This is a genomic window from Caldisericum insulae (genome assembly GCF_047785965.1).
Taxonomy (GTDB): Bacteria; Caldisericota; Caldisericia; order Caldisericales; family Caldisericaceae; genus Caldisericum; species Caldisericum exile_A.
Window position 1 is genome coordinate 349,260 of the sequence record NZ_JBLOBF010000001.1, and the last position, 15,758, is coordinate 365,017.

A 15,758-nucleotide genomic window follows, 5' to 3' on the forward strand; every position below is an offset into this window, starting at 1 on the left:
CTCCTCAGGGATACAATTCTCCAAAATGCTTAGCAAATATGTAAAAATCTTTCTCATCAATTATTCCATCAAAATTTAAATCACACCGAGGATTAAATTTTGCGTTATCTTTAGTTAAACCAAAAGTAGACTTAAAGATTGCTAAGTCTTGGGAATCAACTTTTTTATCTCCATTTAAGTCAGCAAATTTTGAATATTCAGAGATTTTAAAGTTAATACCTTTAGTATAATAACTTTCAAGAGAGTCACTTGTAGGACGATAAACGTTTATAAATCCTCCACCATTTTCCAAAGCCTTAAATGTAAGTTTTATGGTTGTATCACTGATATAGTTTTCACTTGTTATCTGTATGTTCACCGCATTTTTTTGTTGATTCGAAGAAACAAGAATTAATTCATTTACTGGGATTAAGTTAATCAAAGAAAGTTTTGTGGTATCAAAATGAATTTCAAAACTCAAAGACTTAAATGGTTTGACTCCACTAATGTCTAAATTAATAGGCAATACATCTCCAATATTCATTAATGGCGCAATACCATTTGGCAAATCCAAAGAAATTTTTCCAAGACTTCCAAAACCACTTACCCAAAAATATCCACTTTTGACAAACTTTTCCAAAGTAGGAAGTGCTTGTTTTGAATTCTCATCATCGTTTGCTTCTATATATGATATCTTATAATAGTAAATACCATTTTCTAAAATGTAAGAACTACTCACAGGATCAAAAGGGCCAAATGTAACCGAGTAATCACCAACATAAATAGGAGCAATATCTAAAATATCTTTAATAATGTTACCTTTTGAATCCAAAATGGAAATTTTAACTTCTTCTGCAACGCTTTCTCTGAACTTATATGATTCAGAAGAGCCAACACTTCCTACTCCAACCGAAAATGAAATTTTAGAAGATGTTTGAGGTGACAAATTATTGCTACTAATGTTAACATTGTAAATAGGATCTCTAGGTTTATTGTCTTTTAAATAAACATAAGGGATATGTAATTTTTCAAATCCGCTGTCAAAAAATATGAAGCCATAAGAATCTATTACATCAGAAGATGCGCTTAAAGTAACGTTAAAAGTGACACTTGAGTTGCCACTCACCGTTATGCTTGAAGGTAAATTAATGGAAATAGGATCATTCGATGCATTGATTATACTTGTTGAAAATGTTTTTGTAGTATTTCCAAAGTTCTTGATTGTTAGAGAAAAGACCTTTGACCGGATTCCGTTACCAAAGATTAAGGAAGACGGATAAACAACTGCATTCGCATTAACAGCATTATAAACATTTACTCTACCGGATCCTTGAAGTGTTGGTGAGAATGGTTTAGATGAAGATGGATTATACAAAATATCTGCCGTATTCATAAGAAGATACTTAATTTCCTGGCTCTGTAAATTGGGTTTTGCTTGTTTTATCAAAGCAACTGATCCTGCAACAACCGGAGAAGCCATTGATGTGCCACTCATTTCAGCATAAGAATTATTTAAGTATGTAGAGCTGATATTAACACCAGGAGCCACTAAGTCAGGTTTTAAGTAAAAATCGCTTGTAGGACCCTGAGAAGAAAATTCCGCAATTAAGCCGAGTCCATACACATTATTTATACTAATTCTTTCGTCTATATGCTCTTTGAGAAATTGACCGTCAGTAAAAGAGACAAAAAGGAACGGTATAAAATCATTTCTCGAAGGATTGCTTTGAGAGACCAAAGTAATCTTTGGCATTCCACTTACATTATTATAAACAATAACTCCAACTGCTCCTGCGTCCTTTGCATTAAGGTCTTTATCACCGAAATAAATCTGCCCTCTTTCAATTAAGGCAATTCTCCCCTTAACATCTATATTGGCAAAATCTTCTTTTCTACCTAAACCGCAATAAACGATCTGATAATCGCCTTCTATAAAATCCGGTGATTCATTAGGATACTGGGCAATGATCTTTCTACCATATGAATTGATAATCCCAGTAATACCATCAGAAGAAGCTCCAACTCCAATTGCAAGGTCAACTGAAGCAGGAGAGCTAATTGGATACTCAAAAAATTCGCTTGAAACACCATTATTACCAGCTGCAGCAACTACTACAACCCCTGAATTTACAGCCCTTCTTACCGCTTGAGATTCCGGATCATCGGAGGTTGCTCCACCATTTGTTAGGCCAATTGAAATATTAACGACGTCACACTTATCTTTCACTGCCTGGTCTAGAGCTTTTATTATAAGAGAACTTGTGGTTGTTGTACTATTCTTGGAAAAGACTTTATAGGCATAGATCTTCGCATTCTCTGCTATTCCTTTTTCTGAACCCGCAGCAATTCCTGCAACATGTGTTCCATGCCCATCGTAATCCATAGGATCAGGATCATTATCAGCAAAGTCATAACCACCAATAACCTTTAAATTGGGAAATTTTCCACCACCCAATTCTTTATGAGTATAATCTACGCCAGTATCAATGATACCAATTTTAATATTATTACCTGTAATTAAATTCCCTGATTGGTCTTTCAAAAGATTCACCAAATCAGATTTTATAACTTTGCTTGTGATATCTCTTTCTAATTTATACTGTCTTTCTTCATAAATATTTTTAACAAAGTCTAAATCAAGAATCTTGTTAAGTGCTTTTCCACTTCCTTCTATACTTACACCATTTAGGACATAAGAATAGTCGTAAGAAACCTTCAATCCTAAATCTTCTAATGCCTTTTTATAACTTATATGCTTTGTCTTAAGGGAATTGCTGTAGTTTTCCAAACTGTTAACACCAAAAACAGAAAGGAACCTGTAAGAAAAACTATCTTTATAGTCAAGAACGGGAGGTTCGCTTAAAACTACAATTGCTTTGTAAGTTTTATTCTCATTAAATACAACGGATTTCTTTGGGATGACTATAGCCTTTGTGGGTGATAAAAATGAAAGCAAAAATGCAATCAATACAAAAATATTAAAGAATCTTTTCACTGAAATACTAATTTTCTTCATATTTTATTATACATTTTTTGAATAATTTACAAAATAAATTATAATACCTTGAAATGAAAAATTTAAGTAAAATTAAACTTCTCATTTTTGATTTCGATGGCACCTTGTTTGATACGTCACTTGATATAGCAAATGCAGTTAATTTTGGATTAAAGCAATTCGGAAAAGAAGAGTTAGATCCATTCATCGTTTGGAGTTACACAGGCGATGGACTTCTAAACACAATAAAAAGAGCTTTTTCTACCAACGACATCAATACTATTCAAAAGGCTTACGAGATTATATTACAGTATTATGAGGAACATTCTGGAGAAAATTCGAAGCCTATCGATAATGTTTTGGAATTCTTAGATAAAGACAAAAGAAGGAAAGTTATTCTTTCCAATAAAAATTTTGTTCCAATGTTAAAAGTCCTTGAAAAGTTCAAAATTAAAGAAAAATTTGAAAAAATATATGGATTTGATAACTTGCCATTTGCAAAACCAGATCCAAGAACTGTAGATTTCATTCTAAACGAAACAGGTGTTGAGAGAAACGAAGCAGTAATAATTGGTGATGCAGAGCAGGATATTCAAACAGCAAAGAATGCAAACATAAGATGCTATATAATTCCCTCAAAACCAATTAATATGACACATCAATGTATTTTATTTAAAGATTATAATGAGCTTGAATTGTTATTAGAGAAAACATAAAAATGGAAGGAGGAAAGAAATGGCATATCTTCTTGTAATTGTTTTAAACAAAACTGAAAAGATTAATAAAATTCTTGAGAGATTCATTGAAGTTGATGTAAGAGGTGCAACAATAATTGATTCGATTGGTATGGGAAGAACACTTGAACCTGAGGTATCAACATTTTCGACATTGCTTGAAATTTTTAATGTTGGAAGTGGAAGATATCCAGAAAATAAAACTATTTTCACAGTAATAAAAGAGGAAAAAACACTTAGAGAAGCACAAAGAGTAGTTAAAGAAGAACTAAATGATTTTAAAGAACCAGGAACTGGTATTATGTTTGTAATTCCAGTTATCGACTTTGTTGGTCTTGCGCCATCCTTGGAAGAAGAGAAAAAAGCAATCGAAGAAAAACGAAAAATAGAAAAAATGATTTGAAAATAATTATAAATTGGTGGAGGCGGCGGGAGTCGAACCCGCGTCCGGGTAGGTAATCTACACTGGCTACTACAGGCTTAGCCATTTTTTGTTATTCACACCTTGTCTCCAAATGGCAGGAAACAAAGCGCATAGTCCGACTTTCTACTCTTGAGCTAGGCTCGGACTACCCAACCCAAGAGGCTCATGTCCCGACATCTTGCAAGTTCCATGAGCAAAAACTTTGCAAGACGGCAGCATTATCTTATGCTGCTAATGCATAACTATAATCGGCGTTTATTTTTTAGCGGTTTTTTTAGGAGGCCAACCGCTATCCTCCGCCTGCTCCAGTATACCTTACCTATCCGTCGAGCCCCAGCGCCCCCTCAAAAAACACCAATATATTATATCATAAATTTATTTTTTTGTCTACTGCATTAGGATACTTCGAATATAAGGAATAAAAATAAAATTACGGGAATAATTTGAAAAAGATAAGATATCATGCCAGCAAAAATAGATATTCCCAGCCCAAGCATTCCCCAAGCTACGAGGAATGAACTTGCAAAAAACAAAGCCGTAAGAACTAAGACAAAAATGCTTATATCAAAATTTTGGTTTGAACGGCTCTTCTCCTTTTCTAAAAGGATTGCAAATATTAATGAAAGAAGGACTATAAACAAATAAGACAAAGGATAGATGAAAATGCTAAGCTCTGTAATGTGTAAAACTATAAATCTGTTTATAAAAATAGTTCCGATAATGATGAATACGGAAAGGGCAAAACAAAAAGTTGAAAATAATTTATTTTTTACTTGAATATCAACTAATATTAAAATAAAACTCACAAGGAAAATTATAACGAAAGGAATATAAGTGAAAAGTTCTGTTCTTTCCGGTAAAAAAAATGGAAGCCATTTAAAAGAAATCAAAGTCAACAGGACAAGAATAACGCCAATAATTTCAGACCTTGAAATTCTTCGTTTAAATGTTAGTAATATAACCATAGGAAACACGATTGGAAAATAAAATAGAGATATTTGGAAAGAAGGATAAGGAAGCAGCAAAGTTGGAGGCTCTGGAATTATGGATCCAAATTCAATAATATTATAGATCCAAAACAATGCTATAAACAACAGAGAAAATGCAAAAATTCTTGAATCTCCCCTACTAAGCGCATAAATAAAAAATATTGCAGAAACAGCAATATAAAGAATAGCCGTTAAATCATAGCCTAGGAATAATAAATTTATAAGAATTATTAGTGCTGTAATAAAGATAGATGACAAAACAAACAATACTTTATTCTCAAAAATCCGCTTTACATAAAATTTCTTCTTAAAGAAAACTATTGACAATACAAATAAAAATATAATAGGTATTAATTGAATTTTGATGTAGTTAAAGATTTTTGGATTTTCAAAAGAAAAGTTTTCAAATACAATTTTTTCATTTTCTCCGAGGGTAAATTCTTTCATTTCAAACGGCTGAAAATCTAAATTTATTTCACGTTTAACTCCCGAAACATCAAAATTTATATATTTAGAAATATTTTTGTTCGTTCCATTTGTAAGTATTATGGACAAATATCTATCTGATGCAGGCTTATTAGTGACAGCTATTGGAAAAAAATCTTTCTTAAAGACTTCAACTATTGCAGTTCCATCTAAATCAAAGTTCAAATAAATCCCCGTATTTACCTTTTGAATTTCCCAACCTTTTACATTGCCATTAATGTATATATTATCCTCGCTTTTAATTGTAAGATGCTGATTTATCTTTCCCCTTCCAGCATAAATATAAGAAAGAACGTTTTCGCCGCTGAATTCAGAAACGCTATAATCTCTATATTGTCTAAAATTAGAAAATGTCAAAGGCAAAACTCTTTTAATTATATCAGATGCATTCAATATCTCTTTTGTAAAGTTTGAAAAACTTTGCTCATAATAGAAAAATTCGTTTGTTTTTAGATCTCTGCCAAATTGCGGAACGATTCCAAGTAAAGAACATTCCTTTAGAAAATTTTCAATTTCGCTTCCATTTAAATTACCATTGTAGTTTGCGATAATTGTTTTACTTGACAATATCCTACGAAGACTCTCTAACTTACTAAAACTATCTCCAAAAACATTAACAACAAATACATCTCCTAGATCTTTAACTGAATTGACATTATTTTCCGTAATATTTGTAAATACAATTAATTTTTGTCCGATATCGCGCTTAAGGTGTTGGATAGTTTTTTTAACAATGCTTTCGTAATTAAAATCTACTAAGTCAGGTAGTTGAATATAAAACCCATCAAAATCGAGATACGAATTTTGATACTTGCTTCGTGCAATTTTACTTAAAATAGCAGATTGATTTATGACTTCACTTTTTATGAACCGATAATATTGAGTAGTATCTTTAAAGGGAAATTTCAATGGATCAAGAAAGAAATAAGTTGTTAAAGTGTTTTTTACTTTCGGAGTTCTGATCGGTATTGCAATATATCCACTTTTCGAAGATTCGTACCTATATGTGACAACAATGTCTGGTTCACTTTTTTTAACTTCAGTCAATGGAATACCCTTAACTTCGTAAAGGGATGAAATTGCAGAAAGTATCTTTTGCTTTTCAACCAGATCAAATGGTTCAGAAGTTTCATAGAATTTTTTCAAATCCGAAAGATTTGAGGGCCTACTATTTTCAAGTAAATAAAGGAAGAGATCCAATTTAACAAAAACCCTTGCATTATGTTTATAGGCAATATTTTCTACATCAATAAGACTTTCTGGTTTTTCAACAAAAACTGCACTTACAGGAATATTGGGATATTTTGCTATAAAAGAGGAAAGATCTATGTTTGCAATAGAAATACCAGAATAAAGAAAGTGAGAATTCACATTCTCAACATTTGCATTGGTATTTAAAGGAATAAATAAAAAAAACACAAAAACAAGTATAAATATATAAATTAACTTTTTCATATTTCAAGCATGATTTTATCACAAAATTTTAATTTCACAAAAAGCTGTGCTTAGCCTTAACAAGAAGAAATTTAACTGCTTGACTTTAATCAAATATTCACACTATAATATGGCATGCGTGATGATCTAATGAAAATAAATATTATTCGCTTCTATCTTGCAGTATCGATTGGGATCCTAACGAAATATTTTCTTAAGGCACTTGGCTTTAGTGCAACTTCTCTTCCAGGCAAAATTGCATATGCTATTTATCCAGAAATTTTGAGGGAACTAAATAAAAGATGCAAAAGTAAAATTTTAATTACAGGAACAAATGGAAAATCCACAACAACGCATCTTATAAATTTGATTTGTGAAAAAAAAGGGATAACCTTATGTAATGAATCCGGTGCAAATATGATAAGCGGAATAGTTAGTACTTTTATAAGTAAGCTAAGAAATTACTACGACTATTGCATTTTCGAAGTAGATGAAGGATCGATTAAAAAAATATCAAATGAATTAAAGCCAGACTTTGTTGTTGTTACAAATATTTTTAGAGACCAACTTGATAGATATGGCGAAGTTGATTTAATCAGAAATACAATATTTGAAAGCATAGCAAATTCTTTTGCATTGTTAAATGGAGATGACCCAAATTTAAATTTATATAATGACAATAAAAAAGCTTTCTTTGGTTTAGAATACCAAAATAGTATAGAGAATCGCAATTTAACACTTGATACACAATTTTGTCCATTATGTGGCACAAAACTTTCCTATGAGTATTATACGGTTGGTCATCTTGGAAAATTCTTTTGCCCTAATTGTGGATTTAGAAATGCAGAACCGCAATTTTTGATAAGAAATATAAAACACATTGGAAATTCATATACTTTTGTTTTTGTCGATAAGAACTCTAATACTCTGACCAATTTTAAGATAAAAGATTTTGGGGCGTATCAACTTTACAATGTATGTGCAGCTATTTCAACAACATCAGTTTTAGGAATAAATCAAGCAGAGATACACGAGATCTTGGAAAATTTTTCTCCAAAATTAGGAAGATTTGAAGAAATAAAGTTAAGTGATAAAACTATAATAATAAATCTTGTTAAGAATCCTGTAAGCTTAAGCGAAACCCTATACACAATTTCTAACGATAACTCTAATAAAGTAATTGTACTAATCTTAAATGATAACTACGCCGACGGAAGAGATGTATCCTGGATTTGGGACGCTGATTTTGACATAATTAGCTCATTAAAAAATCTTACAAAAGTATATTGTGGTGGAAAAAGAAAAGAAGAGATATTACTAAGATTAAAATACACATCATTTCGTTTAGAAAATTGTTATTTAATCGATTTGAGAAGAGATATTAAAAATATTTTAGCTCACAATGTTGAAAAAATTTACTTTTTGCCAACTTACACTGCGCTTTTTGAAACACGTAAAATTATTTTAGAAACCATACAAAGGAGAAAATAAATGCACATAAAAATAGTTAATCTTTTTCCAGAGCTCCTCAATCTATACGGCGATAAAGGAAATATTATTGTTTTGAAAAAAAGAGCAGAATGGAGAAACATTAAAGCAGATATTATAGACTTCCATATAGAAGATACCCCTTATTTGTTAAAAGAAGTAGACATAGTTCTTTTAGGTGGAGCATCGGACTATGAAGAAAAAATACTTTTTAAATTTCTACTTGGCATCAAAAACATATTGAAAGAACTTATAGAAAGTAATGTAACAGTACTTGCTATATGTGGAGGATACCAACTTTTAGGTAATCTCTACATTAAAGATAGTGGTGAAGAAATAAAAGGATTAGGAATTTTAGACTTTTACACCAAACAAGAAAAAGGAAGATTGGTGGGAAACTTAATTATCGAAAACAATTTAGGTTTATTACCAAAAACTGTAGTTGGTTTTGAAAATCACGGAGGCAGAACTTATCATAATTACAATACATTTGGAAAAATTTTAACGGGTTTTGGTAATAACGGAAAAGATAAGAAGGAAGGAATAGTATACAAGAATCTTATCGGAACGTATATGCATGGACCTATTTTACCTAAAAATCCACACATTGCTGATTATCTTATATTTAAAGCCCTAAAGAGAAAATACGGCATAACCTTCGATGAATTTGCCAAACTTGACGATAGAATTGAGATGTTAGCACATAGAAAAGTATTAGCTTTATATAACAAAAGATTCTTTTTTAAAAAATAAAAAATCTATTAGATAATTGCTTGATAGGTTATAAAAATTCTGGGCAAATAATTTACCCGTGAAGCATCATTCCATACCTCAATCCTCAGTAATTGCCGTCTTTTTGTAATTAAAACTTTCTTTTTTAAACTTTTTAATAACTCCTACAATTTTTTCTGCCTAAATTAAGCGATTTTTTATCACTAAATAAAAGCTTATCTTTTTTGAGAATTTCATCAAGCATCAAGATTCTCTCTCAAAAAGTCGTTCTTCTGTAATTTGCACTACTTTTAAACAGCTTTTTTTAAGAACTCAAATCATTTACTAAAACTCTTGCCTTATTGAGTTCTCTAAGACATAAATGAAGAACTGGTTGAATTTAATCATTATATAAAAATGTTAAGGAGTCTTTTGCTACTTTTATTGCGCAAAGGATAACTTCCAATAATGATGTGCGTGATCAAAATAAGTATATATCTTAATTGCCAACTCTTGCTTCGATATCCCTATCTTATCTACATCATACTCTTTCTGCACTCTGAATAAGAAGTTATTTAAAATTATCTTGTCTCTACAATCATAACTGCCCTATCACAGTTTTGTTGTTTTAAGAGAATTCCTATAATATGTTAGGAGGTTGCAAATGAAAAATAAAATTATAATCTTTTTGTAATTTTAGTTTTAATTGCTTCCGCAGTTGTTGCAGTATGGAGTCTCTCTACTAAAATAACTTCTACTCCTATCTTAGTGAAAGCAAATGGAAGCTTTTTAAAAATAGACGAAAAAGGAAGGGTTACAAAACTCTCTGATGTAAGTAAAAATGATTTAATAAAGGGAATTGGTTTTTATGCAGACAATTTTATTTATACTTCACAATCATCTGATAACTCGCCAATCACTTCAATCTGGAATCTTAATACAAAAACACATGAATTAACTGAGCTTACAAAAGGAATCGGTAATACCTTTTTTAGCCCTATGATTAAAGGTGATAAACTTATTTTTGAAAGTAAAGAGCCTTTTGGAATATGGGTTGTTGATCTTAAAAATAGCAGTAAAGTAAATGTCTCAGAAGGTTTAGAGCCATCCACAGGTGGAAGTGGAACACAATTTGGGGAATTCATTATTTCAAAAGATTCTAAGTGGATTATCTTCACAGCATTTGATCCTGTACTCAAGAAAAATTGCTATTTTTCCACAAGAGTTGACGGAAGCAAGCGAGTGAATCTTACAGGCAATGTGCCTATTCCATTGCTTGCAGTTGATGCAGCAGATGGAAGACCTTTTATTGAACTAACTGCTTTTTCGGAAGATGGAACGAAACTCTTTTTTAGCTTCGCCAATAATGGAAAAGAACTAAGTTATTTTACAAGCATAGACGGGAATTTTAGGGCAACTCTTCCTTACGGGTATTTTGTTTCATTTATTAACAACGATTCTGAAATAATTCTTTTGTACCCAAACCCTACTACAGGTAAACGCTCTATTTTGAAAGTTTCAATTGATGGTAAAATCCAAAATAACTTAACTAAAGACTTACAAGGGGATTGCTATGAGGTGAAACTTTCTCCACAAAATGACAAAATTATTTTTACATTTGCTCCTATTGGCTCTCAAGAGTATTCCCTTTGGATTATGAATATTGACGGAAGTAATAAGCAGAAGCTTACTGATAAAACAGAAGGTATTTTATACCCAATGCCTTTTGGTTTTGTCCTTATTCCTAATAGCAATAAGATAATATACCAAATAGAAGATCCTGATTTAAGAAAATGGTCCCTTTGGACTTATGACATGGATAATAGCGCTAAAACAAAGCTTTTAGGAGATAGTGAGACCGATTATACCTTTGCTTATTTGGCTTCAAATGGAAAATATATTATTGTTAGAAGCGGTGAAAATGTTTCGCTTGCAAGCACAAATGGAGACAAAAAAGAAATCCTTGAAGGTAATTTTGGAAGCAACACTTTCAGTATTTTGAATGACTATCTAATATATCAGGACTCAAAGAATAACTCTCTCTATCTCCTGGATCTGTCAACTGATACAAAACTCAAGATAAAAGAAAATTTTTTAGATAATATTTTGGGAGATAGGTGCCAAATTTCTACTAACGGCAAGGATATTTTGATTGCTGCAAGCACAAAAGAGGGTTTGCTCCAATATTATCTGTTTAACACTCAAAATCATAAGTTCACAGACCTGAATAAAATAATAAAGGGCGAAATCTTTTTTGTTAATCTTTTTTGTTAGAGATAAATAAGAAGATACAATAAAAGTTCCAGTTGGGTAAGCAATAACTCTTCTTATCCTTGCTTTGATCCTCTATGTAGTTTACTCTATCAGGGGGAACAAGGAAAAATTAAAAGATGCTTTGAAGAAAAGTGCAAAAATATTTATTCAAAATTCTATAACACTTTTTGCAATCTTTGCGATAATTGCAATTCTTGAAAAATTCTTGTCTCCTAAAGCATTTTCTGCTTTTCTATTAAAGTTCAATTGATTTACGGAAATCATTATTGGTGCTCTTACTGGTGCAATGATTATGAGTCCTGTTGTAAAGAGTTATCCCCTAAGGCAGCATTCACTATCTCATAATTCAAATTATTCGCTTTTTGCAGTTTTTCTGTTTGCATGGGTCGGCATAGGGGCTATTGCCCTTCCTCTTGAGTTTAAATTCCCTGGAAAGAAGTTTATTCAACCAAAGAATTCATTCACATTTATTGCTGCAATTCTTCTTGCAATGCGTATTGGGGCGCTATTATAAAAACTATTCTAAAGGGTTGAACAATTGAAATAACGATACTTACAACCACAATTATATATATGCAATTTTAATCCATCTAAGGTGGGCTCACCTTTACTTTCTTCTACGAAAACATACCTGAACTTTTTCATTGTTATTGTTGCAATTGCTATGCTTTCCTCTTTTACTGTTGGTTACAATTCCAAAGGAATTAATAGGGAGAACCATTTGAAGGCAAAGTGAGGTGCAAGGGATCTTTATTAGTGCATTATTCGGTACCTTAATGATAGGCCCTGCGTATATGTTTTACCCATTCTTTAAGGAATTGATGGATAAAGGGGAAGAGCAAATATCATTGCTATTAGAATTGGCGCATGAGCAACCAAAATCGCATGGATACCCTTTGCAATAACAGTGCTCGGGTAAGTGCACACAGGCACCCCTCATACTGGACTCTCAAGCGTTTTAAGAAAAACGACAAGGGCGAAGTGTGGCTCGAAACTGAAACTAACGCTTTTAAGCAAATCAAAGACAAATCATTTGACATCGGCGAGACAATCAAGCCCATCATCAAGAAAATGTGATGAGGAAGGCAAACGGAAAAGTTATGAAGAAGGCATATACAGTAAAGAAAAAAGGAAAGTGTTTAACGCTGACAATTTTCTGCGTGACGTTTTTTTGCTAACCCTTTATTCATGCATCAAGAAATGTTAGAGAAAATGCTCAAATACTCAAAACTGTGGTAAAAAGAGACAGCATATAAAAAGGATTTAATGGCAAATTCAGTAAGTATGGTAAAAGAGAAGAGAGTCTCGCATTTTAATCACTCAATTCTTGAAGGACTCGAAAGGAGAATTTTCAAAAATTTGAACCTGCCATCTCTTAAGATATTTTTAGGTATTACAATCTAATATTGATTTTCTTTGAACTTTATAGCTTTTTTGGAAAACAAAAGAAAAAGAAGAGCAAGTATTTTTATAGGTTAGAGGAGGTACCAAGCAACGACAGAATGATATTGTTTGCAGAGAAAATAAAAGGAGTTTTGGTGTCTGGAAAGTAATTAAAGATCTTTTATGTCCATAAATCTGAACAAACTTGGATTGCTGATTTATAAATAATCTACCTGAAAAATTCAAAAATACAAAAATTTTCCGTTTTCATGGAGGATTATTGCAATTTTTTGAAAGGATTTTCATAAGATAAAAATTGAAAATAAAATTCTCATTATATGAGCTTACTGTGTTCTAAAATCTTTTAAAAATTTTTAGATTGATTTTAAAAGCCAGTAATTAATAAAATCTATATTTTAAAATTAGGACAGTAGATTAGAAATTTTATTAAATTTCATTATAAAATCTATTTATTCAATAAATTAAATTTCTGTATCATAAATTTAGCATAGTATTTTCTAAAATTCTTGTTAAAATTTCTATCTTTTATATAATTATGATAAATAATAAGGAGGAAATATGGAAAATCTTAAACATGACTTTATAGAAAAATTCAAAGAAGCTATAGCATCTCTCAAGAAAAAGGGTAAACATATCGGAAGGTACATTCTATTTTCTTTAGTTCTTTCTTTAATAATAAGGAGGAAACATGAAAAATCTTAAACATGACTTTATAGAAAAATTCAAAGAAGCTATAGCATCTCTAAAGAAAAATTGTAAACATATCGGAAGGTACATTCTATTTTCTTTAGTTCTTTCTTTAATAATAAGGAGGAAATATGGAAAATCTCAAACATAAATTTATAGAAAAATTCAAACATAAATTTATAGAAAAATTCTTCAAAGAATCTATAGCATTTCTCAAGAAAAATGGTATACAGATCGGAACGTACACTCTATTTTCTATAGTTCTTCTTATAGTTGGTAAAAGAACTATTTCTCCAAATGATTTAATTGGCCTTGTGCCATCATCTTTAATAGAACTACTTGATTTTCTAAAAAAGACATCACTTGAAAAAATGATTAAATCAAATTCAGGAGACTCTGAAAAATTAAAATCATTAATAGAAGAACTTTCAAAGAAATTAGAAGGTGAACAACAAGTTAATACAAAATTAATAGAAGAACTTTCAAAGAATATAGAATTAATAGAAGAACTTTCAAAGAGATTAGAAGATGCATCACAAGTTAATATAAAATATGATGAGATAATTAATGGTGTTGTACAAAAACTCATCGATAGAGAAGTATTCAAAGAAATTCTTAAAGAACAAGGAATTAATTTGGATGATTTGAATAAAGAAATTTCAGAAAGTATCAAAACTATAAAGGAAGATTTAGAAATACTAAAAAAAGCTAATTTGCCAAGGATTGAAAATGTTTTAGAAAAAGATGAATCAACAGAACCTAAATTTTTTAGACCTGCTGGTCCTTTATGGATAGATTTTAAAGAAGGATATGTTTATGAAAACCCTCAAGTAGATGAGATTATAGACAAATTAAAGAAAGAAAAAATAGTTATAATTAAGGGTAAACCAGCAAGTGGCAAATCTGTAATATTAAAAAATATCGGATATAAATTAGCAAATGAAGGAGCAGAAGTTTATTTTATAGGTTTAAAAAATTTTGTTCGTGAAAGTATTTTAGAGATACCAAAAATTAGTCATGGCTATCTCATAATTGATGATGCACATTTGGATTTAAAGATCATTGATAACATTTTATTAATTAGACCGAAAGCAAAAATCTTAATTGCAACAAGAGATATAAATATTGAGAAAACTGAGGGACCTACATCAGAGTTAAAGTTTGCTGAATATATTAAAAATGCAATTACAATTGAACCACAAGATAGTGCTAATGGAATTATAGGAAAGTTTGAAGAAAAGGAATCTCAGTTTAAAAAAGAGAAATTTAAAATACCAGATAACATAAAAGCTAATCTTGCTAAAAACAATCTTTGGGTTTTAGCTTGGCAATTGAAGTCTTATGAGAGCAGAGGCGAAATAAATGAAGAAGCCGTATTAAACACAGTAGAAGAATATGTAGAAAATCTTATAAAAGGTGAAAAATCAAAAGTTCAAAAAATCCTTTATCTGCTTGCCATTTTGTATAGATACGAAATACCTATGAGAGAAACCTTTTTAGAAGACTTATACGAAAGTTATGATGAAATTATAACAGGATTAGAAAAATTAGGCGAAATTGTTAGGTTTACAGATAATGGTAGAAATTACATTGCTCTTCATCACTCAGAAACTGCGGATATTTACTTTAAAGCTCTTAATAAATCTGTAGATTTAGTTCGTCGCATAAAAGAAAGAATTGACAAAGAATACGAAACGCTCTTTAGTAAATCTGATAACTCGACGGTTGACATTGATTTGAAACTTTTTAGCATTTATTTAAGAAAATTCAATGATGAGACAACAAATGTTTTAAGTAGAATTAGCAAATATGAAGTTATGTCCAAAATTATTAAAATAAATTTTGATGATATAATAAAAGGCTTAAAAGGGGAAGAAAATTTAGAAAAGATTGCAATGTCTCTTAAATCAGTTAAATATACTGTAGGCTTTCAAACTGCAAACGAGATTTTAGAAAAGATAGATGTTAATGATCTTAGAGAGAAAGTTAAGAGGGAAGAGGATATTGGGAGGATTAGATTGTTCTTTATTTGGATATCTAATGTAGATAACGATCTTGCAAAAAAGATTTTGGAAAAGATAGATGTTGATGATCTTAGAGAGAAAGTTAAGAGGGAAGAGGATATTTGGAAGATTGGATGGTTCTTTTATGAT

The 15,758-nt window shown here is 30.7% G+C and carries 12 protein-coding genes and 1 other RNA gene; 10 read left to right on the forward strand and 3 right to left on the reverse strand.

The genetic code is table 11. The annotated features are described in order from the left end of the window. Window positions 1–4 precede the first annotated feature (4 nt). The gene (locus tag ACMV0E_RS01785) at window positions 5–2,995 is read right to left on the reverse strand and encodes a S8 family serine peptidase (protein WP_416084659.1); all 2,991 of its coding nucleotides are present in this window, start codon (window positions 2,993–2,995) and stop codon (window positions 5–7) included. A 53-nt stretch (window positions 2,996–3,048) separates the two neighbouring features. On the opposite strand from ACMV0E_RS01785, the gene ACMV0E_RS01790 reads away from it, so the two are divergent. Then, window positions 3,049–3,690 (forward strand): HAD family hydrolase, encoded by a 642-nt coding sequence (locus tag ACMV0E_RS01790; RefSeq protein WP_416084660.1) that lies wholly within the window; start codon window positions 3,049–3,051, stop codon window positions 3,688–3,690. 19 nt (window positions 3,691–3,709) lie between these two features. Continuing rightward, entirely contained in the window at window positions 3,710–4,111 is a 402-nt protein-coding gene (locus ACMV0E_RS01795; RefSeq protein ID WP_416084661.1) for a hypothetical protein, read from the forward strand. A 14-nt stretch (window positions 4,112–4,125) separates the two neighbouring features. On the opposite strand, the gene ssrA is transcribed toward ACMV0E_RS01795, so the two are convergent. After that, window positions 4,126–4,476: a transfer-messenger RNA gene (gene ssrA / locus ACMV0E_RS01800) on the reverse strand. Window positions 4,477–4,527: 51 nt separating this feature from the next. Beyond that, window positions 4,528–7,062, reverse strand: coding sequence for a hypothetical protein (locus ACMV0E_RS01805; RefSeq protein WP_416084662.1), 2,535 nt, complete (start codon window positions 7,060–7,062; stop codon window positions 4,528–4,530). 114 nt (window positions 7,063–7,176) lie between these two features. Between ACMV0E_RS01805 and ACMV0E_RS01810 the strand changes: the two genes are divergently transcribed. From ACMV0E_RS01810 to ACMV0E_RS01845, 8 genes are all read left to right on the forward strand, one after another. Next, on the forward strand, window positions 7,177–8,532 hold the full coding sequence (locus ACMV0E_RS01810; RefSeq protein ID WP_416084663.1) for a Mur ligase family protein: 1,356 nt from the start codon (window positions 7,177–7,179) through the stop codon (window positions 8,530–8,532). Beyond that, on the forward strand, window positions 8,533–9,282 hold the full coding sequence (locus ACMV0E_RS01815; protein ID WP_416084664.1) for a type 1 glutamine amidotransferase: 750 nt from the start codon (window positions 8,533–8,535) through the stop codon (window positions 9,280–9,282). It begins immediately after the preceding gene. A gap of 726 nt (window positions 9,283–10,008) precedes the next feature. Then, window positions 10,009–11,514, forward strand: coding sequence for a TolB family protein (locus ACMV0E_RS01820; protein WP_416084665.1), 1,506 nt, complete (start codon window positions 10,009–10,011; stop codon window positions 11,512–11,514). 292 nt (window positions 11,515–11,806) lie between these two features. Further along, entirely contained in the window at window positions 11,807–12,028 is a 222-nt protein-coding gene (locus ACMV0E_RS01825) for a hypothetical protein (protein ID WP_416084666.1), read from the forward strand. A 752-nt stretch (window positions 12,029–12,780) separates the two neighbouring features. After that, on the forward strand, window positions 12,781–12,918 hold the full coding sequence (locus tag ACMV0E_RS01830) for a hypothetical protein (RefSeq protein ID WP_416084667.1): 138 nt from the start codon (window positions 12,781–12,783) through the stop codon (window positions 12,916–12,918). 558 nt (window positions 12,919–13,476) lie between these two features. Continuing rightward, window positions 13,477–13,620, forward strand: a complete 144-nt coding sequence (locus tag ACMV0E_RS01835) for a hypothetical protein (RefSeq protein WP_416084668.1) — start codon at window positions 13,477–13,479, stop codon at window positions 13,618–13,620. Then, a complete protein-coding gene (locus ACMV0E_RS01840) occupies window positions 13,607–13,756 on the forward strand; it encodes a hypothetical protein (RefSeq protein WP_416084669.1) in 150 nt (49 codons plus the stop codon). Before ACMV0E_RS01835 ends, ACMV0E_RS01840 begins: the two co-directional genes overlap by 14 nt. Then, a partial coding sequence (locus tag ACMV0E_RS01845) for a P-loop NTPase (RefSeq protein ID WP_416084670.1) occupies window positions 13,737–15,758 on the forward strand: 2,022 nt, incomplete at its 3' end. The genes ACMV0E_RS01840 and ACMV0E_RS01845, both read left to right, overlap by 20 nt.